This window comes from Micromonospora sp. NPDC005806 (assembly GCF_042871425.1).
GTDB lineage: Bacteria > Actinomycetota > Actinomycetes > Mycobacteriales > Micromonosporaceae > Micromonospora.
Window position 1 is genome coordinate 55,183 of sequence record NZ_JBIAIL010000009.1, and the last position, 19,340, is coordinate 74,522.

15 protein-coding genes are annotated in these 19,340 nt (G+C 68.1%); 6 read left to right on the top strand and 9 right to left on the bottom strand.

Going from position 1 to position 19,340, the window contains the following annotated elements:
* Window positions 1-649: 649 nt before the first annotated feature.
* Window positions 650-1,234 carry a methyltransferase family protein gene (locus tag ACFYOS_RS12435; RefSeq protein WP_387139225.1) on the top strand — a complete coding sequence of 195 codons (585 nt, stop codon included), beginning with the start codon at window positions 650-652 and terminating at the stop codon, window positions 1,232-1,234.
* Between the two features lie 43 nt (window positions 1,235-1,277).
* Here the strand turns inward: ACFYOS_RS12435 and ACFYOS_RS12440 are convergent, their stop codons facing one another.
* Window positions 1,278-1,463 (bottom strand): transposase, encoded by a 186-nt coding sequence (locus ACFYOS_RS12440; RefSeq protein WP_387139228.1) that lies wholly within the window; start codon window positions 1,461-1,463, stop codon window positions 1,278-1,280.
* Between the two features lie 184 nt (window positions 1,464-1,647).
* On the opposite strand from ACFYOS_RS12440, the gene ACFYOS_RS12445 reads away from it, so the two are divergent.
* On the top strand, window positions 1,648-2,118 hold the full coding sequence (locus tag ACFYOS_RS12445) for a hypothetical protein (RefSeq protein ID WP_387139231.1): 471 nt from the start codon (window positions 1,648-1,650) through the stop codon (window positions 2,116-2,118).
* Window positions 2,119-2,146: 28 nt separating this feature from the next.
* Here ACFYOS_RS12445 and ACFYOS_RS12450 read toward each other — a convergent pair whose 3' ends face one another.
* The 5 genes from ACFYOS_RS12450 to ACFYOS_RS12470 form a co-directional block, all read right to left on the bottom strand.
* A complete protein-coding gene (locus tag ACFYOS_RS12450; protein WP_387139234.1) occupies window positions 2,147-5,638 on the bottom strand; it encodes a hypothetical protein in 3,492 nt (1,163 codons plus the stop codon).
* Window positions 5,635-7,575, bottom strand: a complete 1,941-nt coding sequence (locus ACFYOS_RS12455; RefSeq protein WP_387139237.1) for a trypsin-like serine peptidase — start codon at window positions 7,573-7,575, stop codon at window positions 5,635-5,637. The genes ACFYOS_RS12450 and ACFYOS_RS12455 overlap by 4 nt, the downstream gene beginning before the upstream one ends.
* Window positions 7,572-8,738, bottom strand: a complete 1,167-nt coding sequence (locus ACFYOS_RS12460) for a trypsin-like serine peptidase (protein WP_387139240.1) — start codon at window positions 8,736-8,738, stop codon at window positions 7,572-7,574. The genes ACFYOS_RS12455 and ACFYOS_RS12460 overlap by 4 nt, the downstream gene beginning before the upstream one ends.
* 1,218 nt (window positions 8,739-9,956) lie before the next feature.
* Window positions 9,957-10,667 (bottom strand): GNAT family N-acetyltransferase, encoded by a 711-nt coding sequence (locus ACFYOS_RS12465; protein ID WP_387139243.1) that lies wholly within the window; start codon window positions 10,665-10,667, stop codon window positions 9,957-9,959.
* A 651-nt stretch (window positions 10,668-11,318) separates the two neighbouring features.
* The gene (locus ACFYOS_RS12470) at window positions 11,319-11,909 is read right to left on the bottom strand and encodes a PH domain-containing protein (RefSeq protein WP_387139246.1); all 591 of its coding nucleotides are present in this window, start codon (window positions 11,907-11,909) and stop codon (window positions 11,319-11,321) included.
* 454 nt (window positions 11,910-12,363) lie between these two features.
* Here ACFYOS_RS12470 and ACFYOS_RS12475 point away from each other — a divergent pair, with 454 nt between their 5' ends.
* From ACFYOS_RS12475 to ACFYOS_RS12490, 4 genes are all read left to right on the top strand, one after another.
* A complete protein-coding gene (locus ACFYOS_RS12475; protein WP_387139601.1) occupies window positions 12,364-13,608 on the top strand; it encodes an IS701 family transposase in 1,245 nt (414 codons plus the stop codon).
* A gap of 227 nt (window positions 13,609-13,835) precedes the next feature.
* Window positions 13,836-14,351, top strand: coding sequence for a hypothetical protein (locus ACFYOS_RS12480; RefSeq protein WP_387139248.1), 516 nt, complete (start codon window positions 13,836-13,838; stop codon window positions 14,349-14,351).
* Window positions 14,317-14,940 carry a DUF3883 domain-containing protein gene (locus ACFYOS_RS12485; RefSeq protein ID WP_387139250.1) on the top strand — a complete coding sequence of 208 codons (624 nt, stop codon included), beginning with the start codon at window positions 14,317-14,319 and terminating at the stop codon, window positions 14,938-14,940. Before ACFYOS_RS12480 ends, ACFYOS_RS12485 begins: the two co-directional genes overlap by 35 nt.
* A 192-nt stretch (window positions 14,941-15,132) precedes the next feature.
* Complete coding sequence (locus ACFYOS_RS12490) at window positions 15,133-15,375, top strand: hypothetical protein (protein ID WP_387139253.1); 243 nt, start codon at window positions 15,133-15,135, stop codon at window positions 15,373-15,375.
* Window positions 15,376-15,642: 267 nt separating this feature from the next.
* Here the strand turns inward: ACFYOS_RS12490 and ACFYOS_RS12495 are convergent, their stop codons facing one another.
* The 3 genes from ACFYOS_RS12495 to ACFYOS_RS12505 all read right to left on the bottom strand — a co-directional run bounded on the left by ACFYOS_RS12495 (window position 15,643) and on the right by ACFYOS_RS12505 (window position 19,294).
* Window positions 15,643-15,930, bottom strand: a complete 288-nt coding sequence (locus ACFYOS_RS12495; RefSeq protein ID WP_387139256.1) for a DUF2277 domain-containing protein — start codon at window positions 15,928-15,930, stop codon at window positions 15,643-15,645.
* 223 nt (window positions 15,931-16,153) lie between these two features.
* Complete coding sequence (locus ACFYOS_RS12500) at window positions 16,154-16,690, bottom strand: GNAT family N-acetyltransferase (RefSeq protein ID WP_387139259.1); 537 nt, start codon at window positions 16,688-16,690, stop codon at window positions 16,154-16,156.
* A 387-nt stretch (window positions 16,691-17,077) separates the two neighbouring features.
* On the bottom strand, window positions 17,078-19,294 hold the full coding sequence (locus ACFYOS_RS12505; protein WP_387139262.1) for a protein NO VEIN domain-containing protein: 2,217 nt from the start codon (window positions 19,292-19,294) through the stop codon (window positions 17,078-17,080).
* Window positions 19,295-19,340 lie beyond the last annotated feature (46 nt).

Here is a 19,340-nt window from a genome sequence, read left to right on the forward strand (position 1 = left end):
TGGAAGCAGTGAAACCTGACCACTTCGGTCTTCCCTCGGAGGTCACGCCGACCCGCTCGCCCGCATCACCGCAGGTCGGAGCCCTCTGCACTGTCCGACCCCGGTGAGCACTTCGGACGCGGTGACCACTTAGCCAAGCTGCACCCAATCTGCTCCCAGATGCAAGGCCAGGCCATCCAGCAGCTCCTTACCGGCCTGACCTGCGCATACTCGCCTGCCAGGCAACATAGAACGGCATCGACCGCTGGCCAAAACGGCTGAGCACTCCGTGTGAAGCAGGACGCCGCACCGACTCCGACCTGCGAAAACGGAAACCCGCAGGTCCGGGTGGGTGAAGTTGAGCGCCGTTGGGCACTGTTGGATGCAGTACAACGCCGTTCAGCGCACCCGACTGCTCCCCGGGTGCTCCCCGATCCCCGGTGCGCGACCGCGGCGCCGCCCGGAACCTTGGCGCTTCGCTTCGGCGCCTACCCAAGGAACAGCGCCGAGGCTGACGTTATTCAGCGTGACCGGTGCGCCGAGACACAGCGTGCACGGTCGGCGGCCATGAGAGTGCGGTGTTCCCGCGCCGGGCGAACGGGTTCGCGTACGCCCGCTGTCGCGGGGGTGTGTATAGCCGCCACCTCGGGGACCAGGCGATAATCCCCGTGTGCTCGCGCCGTATGGAGAACACTCGGCCTGGGCTCGCATCGTCCTGGATGCGAGCGTCGGCGCCTTCGCGGTGGGCGAGGTTTCGCAGGCGCTCCGCGTACGGCACGGCGCGACCCGTATCAATCTGCGCGCGGAGACACTGTTCCGGGCGATGTTCTTCGGTGGAATCCTGCTGCTACCTGCCGGACGAGCTGTCGCACCCGACGCCACCATCGGCGGCCCGTGGCTGTTCGCGCTCGGGGTGGTGATCGGGTGGCTCGGCCTGCTGCTGCGTTGGTGGTCCTTCGTGACCTTAGGGATGTACTTCACAGTAGTAGTGAAGACCAGTGAGGATCAGCCCGTCGTGGATAGCGGTCCGTACCGGGTACTGCGGCACCCGAGTTACACAGGCCTGCTGCTCGCCTTCGCCGGGTGCGGCCTGATGCTGGGGAACTGGGTCAGCACTGCCGCCGCGGTGGTCGTGATCTTAATCGCTCTCATCTATCGACTTCGGATCGAGGAGCGCGCCCTGGTCGCTGAGCTTGGCAACCGCTACCGAGACTTTGCAGCTAGCCGTGCTCGCCTAATTCCCCACGTCTGGTGAAGTCCGGAGTCGGTCGCAAACAACCTCGCAATATCAACTTGACTTAACGCGCTCGTCGCTTAGTCAGACCTTCGCGCTTACCGTCGTCGGTGTCGGCCTGGGCCAGCCAGTTACGCAGACACGACTCGGAGATCCCCAAGTCCGTGGCCACCTCCCGGATCGGCTTGTCCCGCAGCCGAGCCAACTCGACCGCGCGCTGACGAAACTCCGGCGGGTGTGGTGCGGGCATCCGAACTCCTCCCTCGGCGACCAGTGTCGCCTCAGCTCAGGTGTCCAGGAAACCGGGGGAAGCTCAAATCGAAACGGCCCTGGCGAGTGCGGCATCGCCGCATGTCAGGAACATGGCTGCCGGTGGCCGCTCGTCGTGATGAACCCCTCGCCGAAGCCCCTGCCCTCATCATTGGAGTTACGTCATGACTGACGCCGATGTGTCCGCACGGGACACCACCCGGACGGCCGCAGATGGGCCGGCATGGTACTCAAACCGCTTCGTCCAGGTAGTCGTCCTGGCCGCCCTGGTCGTGTTTGTGGTGCTGACCGTGTGGACGATGGCTGCGGCAGGCGACTGGCGGGACCGGCTCGCTGTCTACGACGGGGCGCTGGCATGGCTCTCCTTCCTGATCGGGGCGCTGGCGGGAGTCAGCGTGACGATCCCTCGCATCAACGACTTCCGGCAGCAGGCCTCGAAGGCCGAGAAGGGCCGGGAGGAAGCCGACAAGGACCTCGCCCGCGCCACAGGTCTGACCCACGAGCTCGTGGCAAGCGTAGAGATGGTGGCGCAAGGCGTCATGATCCCGCTTGGCGGCGAGGAATCCGTCGGCGGGGTAAACCCCGCCCTGGCGTCATTGCGGCAAAAGGCCCAGGAGGTCCCCCGAGCTGCGTGAACTCACCGAGCGCGGGCGCTATTGACGGTCATGCCGGCGCTGCGGCTTCCGAGAGGAGCTCGGCGAGTTGGCGGATGCCGGACGCCAGCGTTGTCGGACCGGCGCCCAGACCCACCTCGTGGCGCTCCGAGCGCACGACGATGCCGCGGACCCCGACGTTGCGTAGGGTAACCATGAGGATGTCGGTCAGGGCGACCCGCCCAGCGGTGGAGGTCGGCCGGGCGACAACGACCTCGCCAGCAGCGCCGGGCGTCGTCGTGAGGCCAGCCAGCGCAATGTGGCGGCGCAGCCGTGTCAACAGCTCGTTAGCGAGCGGCTGCGGATCACCCCGGTGGGGGAGGACACTCAGCGTCAGGTCGGGGCCGGACGGCGCCCGGCGACCGGCACGCAGCTCGTCGGCAACCGCGTCGAGCACGCCGGCGTACGCGAGGTCCCACCGCACGAACGCCCGCTGGGTGCGCCGCAGCCGCCGGCCCGCCGGCCAGGCGGCGCGTGCGACGTCGAGGAATGGGCCCATGACCCCGGACCGGTCCACGTACTCGACTAGTCGGGTGAGAACCGCACGGGCCTCCGGTGCCTCGTCGGCGGGCATGGCAGCAGGCGTCAGGTCGGCCGTGGGTACCGGCAACAGCTGCTCGGCGATCCGAGCCAGGCGCACCAACGCCTGGTCCTCGCCGAGGAGCTCGGCCAGCGCCAGCCGGATGGCGGGGCGCAGCTCAGGGTTGTCTCCCCGCAGCACGCCGACCACACGGGGGTACTCCCGCAGCCGGTCGGTGGCGAGTCTGGCCCCGTCGAATTCCCGCCCGAACCGCAACGCCAAATCGCCGAGGATCTCGTCAGTGCGCAGATCACCGATGGAACGGGGCACCGGCGCGGGGCGGCCGGTCAGTCGCGCGAAGTCGCGTTCCCAGGACGGGTCAGGGCGGTAGAGGCCGGCCAGGTGCCCGAGTGTCAGAGGTGGTCCCTGCGCACCGGCGGCCATCCAGGTCAGCGCCCGCCGAAGCTGGTCGACCGGGAACCGATCCTCCCGCTTTCGGGAGTCGCGAGCCTGTCGCGCGGTCAGGTCGGCCGCCAGCCGCCGATAGCGCCAGGGGCCGCTTGCGGGCCGCTGCAGAAGCAGCGAGTAGAACAGCTGCTCGACGGCCTCGTCAACAGGCGGTCGCTGGCCGCTGATCCCGTCGAGGTAGTCGGCTTGCCAGCGAAGGCAGGTCGTCACGTCCGTGTCCACGCGCGAAGCCACCGCATCAACCACCGCGTACCGGGTGGTCCGGGGGCGCTCGCGGTCACGGCCTCGTGCAGAAGTGGCGAACCGCCTGTCGGCCGTGCTCCAGTACTCCGACCACCGCGCGGCCTCGCAGTATGCCTGCGCCAGCCACTCGGGCTCCGTGGCCAGCTCGCGGTCGTCAAGCAGCGCGAGGGCGCGTGGTGCGTCGCCAGCCTCGACGAGGGCGGCGCCGCGCCGTACCACCCACCGGGCCCACATGGCGTCGGGAAGCGTGGCGGCGTCGTCCTCGGTGATGTCGTCGCCGCGCAGCACCCGAACCTGGGCGGCCAGGCGGGGTGGCAGTTCCGCCACAGACTCGCCGAGCGCGAGCGCCTGCCGGCGCCATTCCGCGTCGACGCGTGCCTCGTCGATCTCTGTGTCGCGGTCGCGCATCATCAGCCTGTGGTAGAGCGCCTCTACCGCCGCCTCCGCGGGCGACAGGTCGTCGCGTCCTTGCTCGTACCAGCGGGCCGCTGCCTCGTGGATTGCCCGCGTTCGCACGGTTTGTTCGGTGTCGGTAACCATCATCCTCAGCATCGCGCGGCGCACATCGGGCTGGTGTCGTAGCCCATCGGGCATCTGCTTGACCAGCCACACCTCGTCGGCCAACCGGCGGGTGAGCGCCTCGGCGTCGGCGACCGTGAGCGGGCCGAGATCGCACTGCGGCGCGAGGACGTCCCGGACGAGGGCAGGGGTGACCCGGCGCAGCACCAGGCCCGGGTGGGCGAGTTGGCGCACCCGGGGATCGCCGATATGCCCGAGGAAGCGGTCGTAGAGGACCGCGCGTCGCAGGTCGCTGTCGAGGTTGGCCGTCGCTTCGGCTCCGCCTGCAATGAAAGCGTTGCGCTCGGAGGGGTCGAGGCGCTCGAAGAACCGCGCAGCAACGCGCAGCGTTAGCGGATTGCCGCCGACGATGTCGGCCAGTGCATGCGCATGCCCGGCCGTCAGACCGAGGGCGCCCAGCAGCTCGCACGCCGCAGCGGGCGGGAGGTCGCCGAGGTGCTCGGTCAGTGGGTGCCCGAGTCCCGCAGCCGGCGCGACCTCGGCTCGGCCGGACACGATGACCCGCAGCCCGCCGAGGTCCATCTGGCGCCGGATTCGGTCGATCCACCCGAGAATGCGCCGCTCAGGGTCGTTCCAGTCTTCCCGCGGCGCGTCGTGGTACGGACGTTCGCGCTGCCACTCCTCGAACGTGTCGAGGACCAGCAGCACTGGCCGCGACTGCAATCCGTGGAGACGCACCAAGATGCCGGCGTCGTGCTCGAAACCCTGCGATCCGCGGCTGTCGCTCTCGACGGAGTTTGGGCCGGCCCAGACGTTGCCGCCCGTGCCGCGAAGCACCTCCCGGGCCTGGTGACGCAGAGCGGAGAAGTCAGCACCGGCCACCGGGTGGGCCGCGCCGAGCTGTCGGGTCACCTCGAAGGAAAGTTCCAGTTGCGCGTCGATCCGGAACTGCATTCGGTCGAAATCGATGACCACGACGGCCGGCACCGTGGGGTCGGCGACGGTCATCCCGTCGAGGTACGGGCGGATCAGCGCCGCGAGCACCGTAGACTTCCCGGCGCCGCCGATGCCGGTCACGGCCAGCAGGGGCAGGTCGGCCGCCGGGTCGACAGGCGCCTCGGCGAACGCCCGAAGCTGGGCCATCACCGCCTCGCGCCCGAAGAATCCGCGTTGCAGCAGGACGCCGTAGCTGGCGGAGATCGCCCGAATGCGCGCCTGCCGGCGGGCCTCGGCAAGGTGACCTGCGAAACCGCCGAGCGACACAGCCCAGGCCAGCGCCTGGACGGCCACATCGGGCGACACCGCCCTTGACGCCGCTGGCCCGTGCCGGACCAACTCACGCAGCGACTCCCCTGCCGGGTCGGTCGGGATGTTGTCGGCATCGCTCAGGGCGGTCATGATTGCGCCGCCGGCGGCCAACCGTACGAGAGTTTCTTGACGCGGTGCGCTGCGCAGCGTCCAGCTCCACGCGCTGCCGTCGTACGTACGGTCGAACTCCGGGGCGAGGACGGCTAGTAGATGTTCCGCCTGCTCGTCGGCAAAGTCTGCGACAAGTAGCTGCGGCGCGACCGCGCCGGACAGGGCCGCCCGCTGGCGTACCCGCTGCCGCGCCTGCCATGGTGGCGCCAACGGAGCCTCAGCCGGCAAAAGGCGGTGGGTAAAGTCCGCGCGCTCGGCGGCGGAGCGCCGCGACCAGGCTCGGGCGATGCGTTCGACGGCCGAGGTGACGGACGCGTCGGAGGGGCCTGTCATGGTTCGCCTACCGGGATCGCGTGCGGCAGCTCCGCGGCGAGCCTGGCAACTACCCAGTGCGCCGCGTCGTAGCCGAACAGAGCGTCCGCGTGGGCCTTAGCGAGCAGGCGGTCGGCCTCGTCAACGAGCTGCCAGTCGAGCGTGTCGCCGGGCGGCAGGAAATGCTGGGCGATGTCAGCTCCGGTCGGCGGCATAAGGTCCTCGATGGACGCTTCCATACCGAGAGGCGGGTTCCCCGGCCACCCGACGAGTACGAGTCGCAGCAATGGGTACTCGTCCAGCCGCCCGACGAGTGAGGTGACCAGGTCGCCCACGGCCTGCGGTACGTCGAGGGCGGCGCCGGCGAAGCCCTCGAGGACGAGCCACATCGCGTGTCGGCTGGCCAGATCCTCCCAGGTACGGCGCAGTGCCGGTGTGACCTCGTGGCGGACCTCGCGCGGTGCCGTGGTCAGGCCGTCGAGCCGGGCCTGCGGGATCTGCGCCGACATCGCGCCGGCGATGCGCCGTGCAAAGGAGGCGGCGTCGTCGGTCAGCGCATTGGCGAGGTCGAGCGTCGCCACGGCTCCGCCCTGGGACTCGACATACTCACGCACCAACCGCTTCGTGAAGCGCTTGCCGGTGCCAGGATCGCCGCGCACGATGAGCAACCGGTCCACGGCCGGGGCGTTCGCTCGCATGCCCCACCACAGGCTCGCCTGGGTGCGCCGCCGTCCGATCACTGGGTACGGGTACGGACTCAGGTCAACTGCGTTCACCAGGTGTGTCAGGATGGGCGCGTCGTCCGGCGGTGGCTGTCCGATCCGCTCGAGCCGCTCGCACCAGTAGCGGATCGGCACCGCGCGGTTGCGGTCGCCGGGCGACAGCCCGGCCGCTTGGGCGGCGTCCTGCAGGACGCGAGGTCCGGCCTGGTGCACCGCGACGATGCGCCACTGCTGGTCGAACACCGGCGCACCCGACGAGCCGCCGAGGGTATTGGCGTCGTGCAGGTAGCGCAGCGGCGGTACCCCGCCCAGCTGTTCGTCCAGCTTGCCGATCGACCAGACCAGCGGCTGACCCTGCCGTTGTGCACCATGCGGGTGGTGCAGGACATGGACAGGGAACACGCCGCCCGGCGGCTCACGGACCAGCTGTGGCGGCCCGGGAAGGTCGAGCGGTTGGGCCAGCCGGATGACGGCGAGGTCCCATGGACCGTCCGATGCCGTGATGCCGTCGACGTCACGTACGTCGAACAGGGCCGTCGCCCGTTCTAGCTGTGTGGGTGGGCTGCCCCAGTAGAGCCAGTCTGGGTGCAGCGTGGCCACCTTACCGGCCGGGCGGCTGGGTGTTCCGCCGTCTGGGCTCTCATCAAGGGCGTCACCGAAAGTCAGGGTCAGCCGATGCAGGCTGTCGTCGCTGGCGCGCAGGCTATCGTCCTCCGCGAGCGACGGCGAGCCATCCGCGTCGCGGGCGACAAGGGGCCAGATCACGTGGGCCGCGGTCGCCACGAGCGTGGGTTCGATGAGCACCCCCGTGCCGACCTGCAGTTCGTCGATGTCAATGCGGCAGACGTAGTCACAGGCCCGCAGCAGCCCGCGTCCGGCGAGCCTGGCGTCAACGCCGCCGAAGACCCCGTTGACGAACGCCTGCTGGGCGAACAGGGACCGTCCGATTAACGCCTCGATCTTGTCGTTGAAGGCCTCGATTCCCTCGGCGACGAGGTCGTCTTTGGCGAGGCGAAGGGCGAACGTGCGCAGGACCCCGAGCCGCAGCGCGGTCGCGAAGGCCTCGGCGAGAAACCGCGTCGGCTCCAACCCTGACTGCCGGCGTAGGTGGCTGCCGTGCTCGAGCGCCAGTCGTTCCCAGATCACGTCGATTCGTGCCCAGTCAGGCCGCACGGACCCGGCCAGACTGAGCATCGCCGGCTGGCCCGAGTTAGGGAGAGACGTCGTCTGGGTCATCCCAGCAACTCCGGCAGCATCCGGTTGACTTCGCGTGTCGTGCGTTCCAACGCGTGCGCCCAATTCTGCCGCGCGTGCAGGCCGGCGAAGTGCAGTCCGAGCGCCGTACGCCCGTCGGCGTCGAGGTCGACGACGGCGGAGCCGGAGTTGCCACCGAGCGTGCTCACGTCGTGCGTGAGCACCCACCCGCGCGGGTCGTGCGGGACCTGACCGGCGGCATCGACGATGCGGCCCGGAGCGAGTCGTTTGAAGCTCTTCACGCCGGCGAACAGGCGAACGAAGAGGTCGGGCGTGGTGGACTGCTCGTTCCCCGGGTAGCCGACGACGTAGACGCCGCGTCCGGCGTTGGCCAGCGCGCCCATCGTTCGGAGATCGTCACCGCGGGCCACCGTGATCGGCGCCGGGAACGGGCGCCCGGGAACGGGCTCGAGTTCCAGCACGGCCAAGTCGAGGCCGTCGAAGTTGAGGTTGGGCAGCTCGGGATGGACGTGCTCGTCGGCGCCCTGTTGCCCGACGGCGATAACCCGACGGACGGGGAAGCGCCGATCCTGCCGAACGTCGCGCACCTCGTGTCCGAAGTGAACGGCTACGCCTGGGTTGAGCCGCCCTTCGAAACGGCCATCACGACGCACTGCGGAGGGTGCGACGGCCCGAAGCACGTGATAGTTGGTGACGACAATGCCCTCGGCGACTGCCCAGGCGGTGCCTTGGTAGCCCAGCGGCTGCGCGGCAGGATCGTCGACCCGCCCGACCGAACGACAGACCGCCCGCACCGCGTCCTCTAACCGCGATAGCGGGGCTGCGTAGTCGCCAATCGACGGCGCGCGCACGTCGACGAAGTCGTCCTCCACGAACAGCACCGGTCGGGACCCGTCGGTGGCGATCACCGCCTCCAATCCGCCGACGTCGTCCCGGCCCAGCCGCGCATCAGGCCCGTCGCCGAACAGCTTGGCCAGCGCATCATCGGCCTTGCCGAGCAGCGCTCGCCAGCCGTAGGGGTCGACGCTAACGCCGGTCTTGCGCTCCACGTACGCGATCTCGGCGTCGAGCCGCTCGACGAGTTCAGAGCGAGCTGTGTGCGCGCGATTGCCGCCCGCACTCTCCAAGGCGCTGCCCGCCGGGCCGGTCGTCAGCAGGCCGACGTATGTGCGCGCGTCGGTCACGGTCAATCCCTCTGGGCAAACGACGCCAGCAGGTCTACCACCCGGTCGCGGTAAGCGGTGGCAGGGCCGCCTGTGTCCTCGCACCCGCCCTGCCGCCAACGGACCAACAGGGAGCAGGTGAACCCATCCAGGTTGAGACTGCGCTGGCACGCCGCCTTCGTCATCGCCGGCTCCCGTGCGTAGAGCAACATCCCGTCGTCCCGATATGGAGCGTGCTCCCCAAAATCCAGAAGTGTCAATGACGGATCACGGACAACGCGCGTCGCGGCGACCATCGGGGCGGGCCCGGTGCGGCTGACGACCGCAGCGTCACGTGCGGGAGGTGTCCACAACAACGGCGACCACAGCCGCCGGGGATGGCCGCGGACGCAGCTCATGGTCCCTACACGCCGCGAGGATCGCCCTTCCCAGCGACACCCGTAGCCACCCATTGGTAGGCGCGGCACGAACCTACGCTGCAAGTCGCCATCCGGGCACTAGCCGAAGCGGCGACGTCCGGCGTGACTCCCCGGACGCCGGACGCGGTTCGCCCGCCGAGCAGAGCAAGAACTCATCGGGTCCGCAGAAGAGGTCACTGAGCAGGAAGTCCTGGTCAACGCGTTGCCGCTGGGATCGATCTTCCAGAGAGCAAGACGACGCCAGACTGACCGACAGGCAGACGTAGAGACGATTGTCGATCGGTGAGATCCTCAGCCGGTTCGCTCCAGCCACCTACCTGGCACCGGAAGGAAGTCGGCGCCTTCGCGTCGACCGCGTGACCACTTCGGTGTTCTCTGGGAGGTCACGCCGGCATGCTCACCGGCATCGCCGCAGGTCAGAGCCTTGCGCCCGGTCCGACGTCAGTGAGCACTTCGGGCGCGGTGACCACTTCGCCAAGCTGCACCCAATCTGCTCCCAGATGCAAGGCCAAGCCATCCAGCAGCTCCTTACCGCCCCGACCTGCGCATACTCGCCTGCCAGGCGACATAGAGCATTGTCGACTGCTGCTCAATTTGGCTGAGCACTCCGTGTGAAGCAGGACGCCGCACCGGCTCTGAGCTGCGGAAACGGAAACCCGTACGTCGGGATGGGTGCAGTTGGTTGCCGTTCGGTGCCGTCGGACGCTGTCCAACGCCGTTCAGCGCACCCGGTTGCTCCCAACCTGCTCCCTCATCACGAGCAGCGATGTCGACCCCGGGACATCACGGAAGGCCGGCAACTCGCAGTCTGATCCGTCAACTAGGTCCCTGGTACCGGTACGAGTAGGACATGGTCGTCGACGTGCCGGTACCCGAGCCCTTCGTAGAGAGTCCGTGAACTTGGGGTGCAGTGCAGCCAGACCAGGTCTGAGTACCTGGCGGCAAGTTCACCCGAGGCGATGGTTAGCGCCGTGCCGAGTCCCTTGCCCTGCCAGGTTGGAAGCACGGTGATGGCTCCCAGATACGCAGTGTCGGCCATGAGCCGCACCCGCGCGCAACCGACTGGTTCACCCCCGACCCGCGCGACCAGGTGATGCATCCGTCCGGAGGCAAGGTGAGCGCCGGTGACCAGAGGTGCCAGTTCGGCTCCATACGGGATAAGGAACTCGTCGCGGTCGCGGGCCGGTCCGATGTCGGCCACCGATCGAGGGCGCGATGGAGGCGGACCTTGCAGGGCGAGTACGGGCATCAGGTCCCACCGCTGGAAGCCGACGACCTGGTGCTCGTCCTCGGCCCGGGCCATCAGCGTCCACTGTGGTGATCTGGCGCGCAGCCAGTCGGCTACCTGGGTCACCTGACCGGCGGTGGGCGGACCGGGCAACGCGAGGACCCGCCCGGTGGTGGCCCACAGGTAGGGCAGCTCGATGTGTTGACACGGCACGCCGGACACGACAGCCCAGTCGTCGCCGGCGGGGGTGAGATCGGCGGTATCCGCGTGGGCGGCCGAGATTCGCGCAGCAGCGTCACCCATCCGAACACCTCACCCCGAGCCACATCCCCGTGTCCACCCAAATCCGCAAGCCCAACGAGGAAGCCTGGGGCTAATGTGCCGGTAGCTCTGAAAACACCCGATTTGATGCGACCAGGCGGTCGGACGTTGAGCACCCCGTGCTTACGCACTGGCTGCGGCACCCCAGGACGGGTAGGCGTACTCGCCGCGCAGCAGCGGCACGTCGTACACCGACAGGTCCGACCGCGCGCATGCGCTGGAAAACCACGTTGATCGCGTTCGCCATCACCTTCAGCTCCCCTGCATACCGGGAGCCCTCCGGGGACCGGGCGTCCACGACGGACAGCCCGGTCCTCCGGGTCAGGGCGGCGCGGCTGCCCTCTACACCGAGCGACGCGTCAGCACCTGCCCACCATCGGCGAGGTGCACGCTTCATCGCCACCGTGGTCCTGGTGTCGGGTGCGCCCAGGGGCAATGCCTTGGTTCAGCCGGGTGGACCGCCTCGGTTACCACCATCCAAACAGCAGCGGAATTCGGATTGGCAAGCCCGAGTGGCCATGGCCGCCACCGCTCATCGGCGGTTGAGGGCGTCGCCGATCGACCAGCGCAAGCCGCGGACGCTGACGCCTTCGGGCGCCGAAGACTGCCAAATTCCGGATCACTAAGGATCGATTACAGCCGAGACAGTATCTCGGCTTTCTTGGTGGCGAACTCCTGCTCAGAGAGGATGCCCGCATCGCGCAACTGGCCGAGCTGACGCAGCTGTTCAATCGGGTCCGGTGCTGCGGCGGGTGGTGGCGTCGGGGTGGCCGGAGCTGGCTGTGGTTCTGGCACTACGGGCGGTAGTCCCGCGTAGATTCGGGTGTTCATTCGCTGCTGCTCGATCAATCGTGCATCCTGCACGGCCTTGTTGATGATCGACAAGGCGTTGCGTGGATCCGGGACGTCTTCTAGGATGACCCACTCCACACCGTTCGAGCGCTGCACCTGCACAACGATGTTCCCGACACCGCGGCCCTTCTGCACTATCGACTGGCGCAAGTCCACGTCGAGCACATGAGCAACCGGCACCTGCTGCGCGTTCGTGGACAACACGCCCTTTTCAAAGAAGAGCATCGTGGCCGTCAACTTGTACCGGCCTCCCCCGATACCGGTAAGCGGCTGGCCCTTGGCTGCCCACAACACTCCTGGTTCGAGCTGCGGCTGGGGTGGCGGCGGTGCGGCCTGCGGCGGGGGCGGGGCAGAAACGGGAATGCCGGTCAAGGTGACCACGTCAGGTTGCGCGTCTTGCCTCGTCACCTCTGAGGGAGCCCGCAGCGCAGGCAGATTAGTGGGCCCGGAGCTTGCCGGCCTGGGCGAGCGGGCGTCGTCAATGAAAAGCTGCCAGCCCTGCGGCGGCGCCGGCCAAGAAGGGTCCGGCTGCCATCCGGCCGGTGGGAGAAAACCTTCGGGTGCTGGTGGCCAGCCCGGTGGGGTGTTGAACCGAATTGCCATGAAGTGGAGCAGCCTTATCTGACCTTTTTCCGACCGATTGCCCGGTGAAGCCTAGTACTCCAGCCGGGGATGTTGACCTTGGCTGCGGGAGGGTTTGGGCCGGAGCAGGAATGAGGGCAGCCACCGTCGATCATGGACGGTTGTGTGGACTGACCATGACGCAGCGGTGGCTGCCGGATACAGGGTAGACGCCCAGCGTTGGCGGGTGTTGTTCGACGACCTGATGTTGACTGTCGGGCATCGTTTCCGCAGGCCGGAGCCTCGTCGCCGGGTGCGTGACTTCGTCCGGGGCTTGCTGGCGCCGTTACCGGCGAAGAACTGCTGGACCATTGCGGAGCACGCCGGAGACGCCGGCCCGGACGGGATGCAGGACCTGCTGAACCGGGTGAAGTGGGACGACAAAGCGGTCCGTGTCGACGTCCGCGCGTTCGTCGCCCGGCAGCTCGGCGATGCCGAAGCCGTGCTGGTCATCGATGAGACGGGTGACCTGAAGAAAGGACGGCACACCGTCGGCGTTCAGCGGCAGTACTCGGGCACGGCCGGCAAGATCGAGAACTGTCAGCTCGCCGTGCATCTCGTCTACGCCACCGAGGCTGCTCACGCGATGCTCGACACGGCCCTCTACCTGCCGAAGTCGTGGTGCGACAACCCCGAGCGTCGCACCGAGGCCGGCATCCCCGATACCGTGCGGTTCGCGACCAAGCCGCAACTGGCGTCCCGCATGATCGAGGCCGCGGTCACTGCCGGGCTGCCGTGCCGGTGGGCGGCCGGCGACGAGGCCTACGGCAACGATCCGCGCCTGGCCGCACGGCTACGTCAGCTGCGACTGGGCTACGTCCTGGCCGTGGCCTGCTCGCACCAGGTGACCACCGGCATCGGCACCTACCGCGTCGACGTGCTGGCCGCGGGTCTTCCCGCCACCGCGTCGCAGCGCGTGTCCGCCGGCCAGGGCGCGAAAGGTTACCGCTACTACGACTGGTCATTCACCGCTCTGTCACACACCGCCGACGAGCACGGCGGACACCACTGGCTGCTGATCCGCCGCAACCGCAGGACCGGCGAGCTGGCCTTCTACCGCTGCTGGTCACCCGAACCCGCCGCGCTGCACACGCTCGTCGCGGTTGCTGGCCGCCGCTGGAAGATCGAGGAATCGTTCCAGGCCGCGAAGACCGGACTCGGCCTCGACCAGCACCAACACCGCCGCTGGACGTCCTGGCACCGCTGGACCACCCTCGCGATCCTCGCCCACGCCTTCCTCGCCGCCGCGTCCGCCAGCCACCGCCACCGCTACAACCCGGCCGATCTGATCCCGCTGACTGTCAACGAGCTACGCCACCTGTTCAACATCCTGATCATCGAACCCACCCGCCGACGCTGCGACCCGCTGCTCTGGTCCATCCGCCGGCGCCGTCACCAAGCCCGAGCCAAGACCAGCCACTACACCCGACAAGCCCTCATCGAGCCGTGATCACAATCCCCGGCTGGAGTACTAGTCGCCCTGATGCCTCCCGCGACTCCGCCGAAAGACCGGTCCCAGACGGCGGGTGTCCACTCACCACCTTCGCTCGCACATTCCCGACAGGACGAACCGGCCGAGCTCCGCACAATCCGGCGTTGACCTGCCAGGTGACGGCGGGCAGACTTCGCCTGCAAGATCGCATGAATCACGGACGGCCTGCGGGAGGGCGGCGAGCCATGACTAGAGCGATCAACGCTGGCAACCTCGGCGCATGGCTGATCAAGTGTGATCCAAAGGTGTGGGACTTCCCGGGCTTCGTCCACGACGGCAACGACTACATCGACAGCTGGTCCCTGCGCGAGAACTACCGCAGCCACATGATGCAAGCCGGCGACCCGATCTTGTTCTGGCTGTCCGGGCGCCAATCGAGCTACCCGAGGGGTATCTGGGGTGCCGGGTACGTCACGGGCGAAGCTGGCGACGTAGCCGAGATAGTCGGCGACGAAGACGAGGTCGACTACTGGCTCGACGAGGATGCACGCATTGCGGTCACATACAGCGTGCCGGTGCATATCCCGCTGAGGCTCGACGCACCCGTGACGGACGCCGAACTCCGCGTAGCGGGAATCGAGGATCTCGAAGTCCAGCGAATGCCGGGCGGCAGCAACCCGTCATGGGTTACCACTGACCAGCTTACGAAGATCGACGCTTTGCTTGGTGAATGGCCCCAGCCACCCGGTCAAACAGGATGAGATCACCGTGACCGACCAAGGCGCTGGCTTCGGCAGCCCCTTGCAGAACCGCGCAGTAGAAGACGCAGCCACCAAGGCGGTCACTCAGGCGTATGAGGACGAGGGCTGGACAGTGGAGGACGTCAGCACGGAAAAGCTCGGCTGGGACCTCACATGCACCCACCCGGGTGGCGCCATCGTCAAGGTAGAGGTAAAGGGCGTGAGCGGCATCCGTCCGGCAGTGCTCCTGACAACCAACGAGGTGCGCGCCGCCCGGCACGAGGAGGAATGGGTGCTGACGGTGGTCACGCGCGCGTTGAGCAGCCGCCCTGAGATCACCGAGTTCAGCCGAGAGGACACTCTGGCCGCTGCGACGCCGTACGTCTTCCGCGCCGACCTGGGGGCTTCCGTCTCTACGCCTGCATCCACCTGCCCTCACTGCAGCCGTCCCGGCATACCGATCGTCCACGGGGAACCTGGCCCGGAAATGATCGCAGCGGCCAACGAGGGACGGATCGCTCTCGGTGGGTGCAGTATCAACGCCGGCCAACCAACGTGGACCTGTTCTGAGGGGCACAAGTGGCGCCTGGATGACCGGCCCCAGACATAGGCCTTCTTGTCGCCTGATGCGCGCACCGCTTCGGGTGCCACGCTTGCCAAGTTGCCGACGGCGACCATCGATGCCGGCCACGCGAGTCGCCCTACAGGGCCGGTACCGAGCAACACTAACGCCGAGCGCCACCGCTACTCGCGCATCGGCCGCCTACCGTGGTCCCGACGCCCGATTGCAAGGATAACCCCGATGGCTCGCACCCCCGCCGAACCCAAGCCTCTATCCACCGGGATCACCTGGAGCGGTGTGGCAGCCGTGGTGCTGATCAGCCTGTGGCCGGCGCTGCACGGCGTCTACTGGGCGATCCCTCTCACCGGAGCGACCGTCGCTATCGGCATCGGGGTATGGCGAGGCGTCGTGATCCTCGGCATGATCATCAACCACCTTCGGTGGCGCGACATCGAAGTACCCGCCAACGACGACCTCGCCTGAGAAGCGGAAATGAACTCGCCGACGCTGCACGGCGAAACTGCCGCATTCCCGGCTGGCCGTCAGGGCACGGTCACTTCGTACGGCCTCAACTATGGGCCAGCCTCAAGATTCGCTCCGCGGTCAGGCGGCCGAACGGCCGTTCGCCCGCCACGTCGCGTGATGATCATCCCGTCAGGAAGCCCTATACATGGTGACCTCCTTGGGTCCGCCGAAGAGGTCACCGAGCAGGAAGCCCTAACCGAGCGTGGCCCGTGAGATCGGGAGCCGTCAGTCCGAGGCCGCCGCTCGAATCCCATATCTTTCGGCCGCGCGCGCCTTGGCCTTCGCGGCCTCCACCTCGCGGTCACGGGGAGGCGCCTTCGTCACGAGGCTGTCCAGTAGTGTTCGGATGGCCGTCGTGACAGCGCGGACCGCCTCGTCGAACGCCTCCGCGTTGGCGGCGGACGGCCGTGTCGTTCCGCTGACCTTGCGCACGTACTGGAGGGCGGCGGCCTCGATCTCATCGCCGGTCGCAGGCGGTTCGAAGTTGTGGAGCACGCGAATGTCCCTGCACATGCCTCTACCATGCCAGTGCTCGCCGACACTGGCAGATGGGTCACCACCGGCATCGACGATGTTTGGCGCGCGTAACCCGATTATCGTGAGCAGTCGCCGACGGCCATGGCGGCGGCCGACTGGCGCTCGCCGCCGAAGAGGATGAACCGAAGATGGCTCCCCCGGCACTCCAGCGGATGACCGCAGTGCGCACATTCACCCCTGACTGACCGCTGCACGGCGATCATTTCGTCGCCGGGATTTTCTCCAGCCGCAGCTTCAGGACCTGCTCGTGGTTGAACATCTGTCCTGTGGGTTGAAACCCGTACCGCTGGTAGAAACCCATCGGCGAGCCCTGTCCCGGAACCACGCTCGTCACCAACACATCCGCGCCCGGACGGGTCTTCACATACGCGACGACACAGTCCAGGGCCGCGCGACCATAGCCGCGGCCTTGGAAACGCGCGTCGATCAGCAGCCGCCAAAGGTAGTAGCGCCAAGGTATGTGGGGACTACCAGGGGGAACGTCATCGCCGAGCATCACGAAGCCCACCGGGGCCTCTCCCGAGTAGACGGCCCGGTACCACGGCCTGGCGTGCGGAGTGGCTGCTGCTTCGACAAGCGATTGCTGGACGCCGTCAACGAAGGCCTCTTGCCCCGCCGCCACCCTCAAGTCCTCAATAGACTTACGATTGCTCTCCGTGATCACACGCAGCGTCACCGGTTCAGACGCCTCAGGAGTGCGACGGCCCGCCGGGTTCATGACTTCATCATCGCGCATCCGCACCCTGCTGGGAGACCACCGACCGCCTCAGGTCTCAGGGCTGGGCATCCTCAAAATCGGCTTCTTATCTACTGGTGCCGCGACCGCAGACCGGCCAGGCCTCGTCGAGGTGACCAGTTGAGGACATCGGCGGCTGACCAACGCGACCACGGACCCTGACGCCGATGGCGTGGACGATTGACCGGTAGGGGTCCGGCGCCGCCGGCTCACCAACGAGCGGCTTCCGATTCCTGGGCAACGGCCGAATCAGGTTGTCGAGGAGAACGGACAATCATCGCAGTGTGTCGATTAACTCGCGAAGCTTGTCGTCCATTCGAGCAGCACCGGAGCACCACGCGGGCATCCGGAGCCACCGACGGGCAGGGCTAACAGGGCTGCCGACGGTCACGACCAGCGGTACTCCAGACGGAGACCTTGTCCGGCGAACTGATAACGGCCGCGGCTCGCCGGCTCGAACGGGTTCGGCAGCATGCGGATTTGGCGGTTCTCATTCATGACGTTGGTGATCACGATGAGCCGCCACCGCTGGTTCCGGGCGTTCTCTTGCGCCGCGATCACCTGGGTCTCGCCTAGCTCGATCCGACCACCCTCGCCGAGCGTGGTCTTAACCTCGTAGTACCAACTGCCGCGCCGGCTGGGGATTTCGAAGTCCCAGCCCAGGCCGTCGTCACCGGTGCCGGGAAATACCTGCTCGCGGTACCTCGAAACCCAGCACTCCGGGGTGAAGTCGGCCCCGTAATGCCGCTCCAGCCACCGATACGCGTACCACTCGCCGGCGAAACCCACCCCCAGTTTCTGCAGGCTCGACAGCTCGGAGGCGGACCTGCCGCCGCCGAAGCCGCCACCGCTGGTCCGGGCGCCGCAGCCCGGTCGGCTGTCGATTTCCTGAAGGCCGGTGAACTTGCGAGGGGTGGTCAGGAATTCGGGCGTCCGGTCAAGCGCGTCGTCGAGAGCCGCGCGTAGCGATGCGAAGCCGTCGTCCAGGTCGAACGGCTTGTCGTCGATGGTCACGGTCCGTCGCTGCCGTTCCCGTTCGGCGCGTTGCTGCCGCTCCTCGGCCTTTTGGCGGTCGAGGTCGTCGTCTGTGAGTTCGAGCGTGGCGGCGTCATCGGTCGGGAGCATGTCGGCCGGCCAGACGCCAAGCGTCTGCAACCAGCGCAGCACATCCGGCAATGTCAGGACGGCGAAGTCGAGCGCTCCGGCCGAGTCGAGCGTCGCGCGCAGCGCGGGACCCGCCGACGCCTCATCGGTCCACGGCGCGGGAATGGGCCGGCCGTGTCGCTCAAGCCAGGCGCGCACGAGCTTGGCCAGCCGTCGGGCGGCGGTGTCGACCAGCTCGGCGTTGGCCTTCGCGCAGTCACTGCGGCGCGGCAGGGATGGGCCGCTGGTCGGCGGTCGTCCGCCCAGCCGCGCCTCGAGTTCCTCCTCAACCCGCACCGCCATGAGGTCGGCCGAGAGCACGTCGACGATCGTGCCCCAACTGGGGTCGGGGGCGAGTAGCTCGACGCGCCGGAGTTGCGGCCAGTCCGGCTGCGGCTCGCCGGCCGCGAACCGATCCCATCGATGCCAGCGCAGCCGGTCGAGCAGCGAGTCGCGCTGGCCGCGTGCATAGTCGGCGAAGTCCTCGGCGTACTGCGCGCTGTAGTCGATGAGCGCATAGCGCCCGCCCATTCCGGAAAGGGTGGCGTTGAGCTCGCGGACCGGGATTTTCAGTTGTTGCTGGAGTACCGCGAGGGTCGGAGCGTCGAGAGCGGCAACGAACAGCCGGTCCGGTTCGTGGCCGAGCCGGTCAGCCAGCGCGGCGAGCCGGTCCCGCGCGTCCTGCTCGCTCTCCACCGACGGCGAGTCGGGATCGAACGCCGCGGCCGCTTCGGCGTCCAGGTAGTACGCCAGAACGGGATAGAGACGATGCAGTACGGGCTGCAGGGCCGACTGGATGCGCCGTGCCATCGCCCGGATGTCCTCGGCGGTGACGTCGCAGATCTCGGCCACGTCATCGTCGCTGAGTTGGGCGACGGGGACACCGATCCGCCGGGTCCGCTCCGCGGCCCAGCGCAGGGTGCGGGCGTAGTCGCGCCGGCCGATGAGGTAGGCCAGCGGCTCCGCCATCGCCTCCAGCATGTCGCAGTCCAGGTCCGGCTCCGCTCCCTCGACGATCAGGGTCGGATGTTCGGCGTGCGGCGCCGGCAGCACCCCGTGCAGCCGATCCGGGAGCCGCCTGGTCTCCTCGCCGAGACGGACCTCGACCGTGACCGCGAAGGCGATCCGCACCCGCCGCAGCGCGTCGAGTGTGTCGTCGAACGCCCGCTGGCCGAGGCGGCTGAACTGGCTGCGCTGGTGTTCGAGCAGCGTCGCCACGAACAACGGCAGCCACGGGAGGACACCGACGATCGGCCGGGCGCTGGCCGCAGCCGTCGCGCCGAACTCGTGACCGTCCAGCAGCACGACCGGACTGATGTTGCTGGCGCGCGACACCCGGTCACCGAGGCGGCGGCGCAGGATGGCGGTCACCGTCTCGGGATGCGCGTCCACTTCGAGGACCCGCCACCCGAAATCGGCCATAAGCCGCAGTAGGCTCTGTTCGTCCTCCCGCGACGCCACAACTACCGGCGGTTCCTGCTCACCGCCGTCCGGCTCCAGCGGCAGG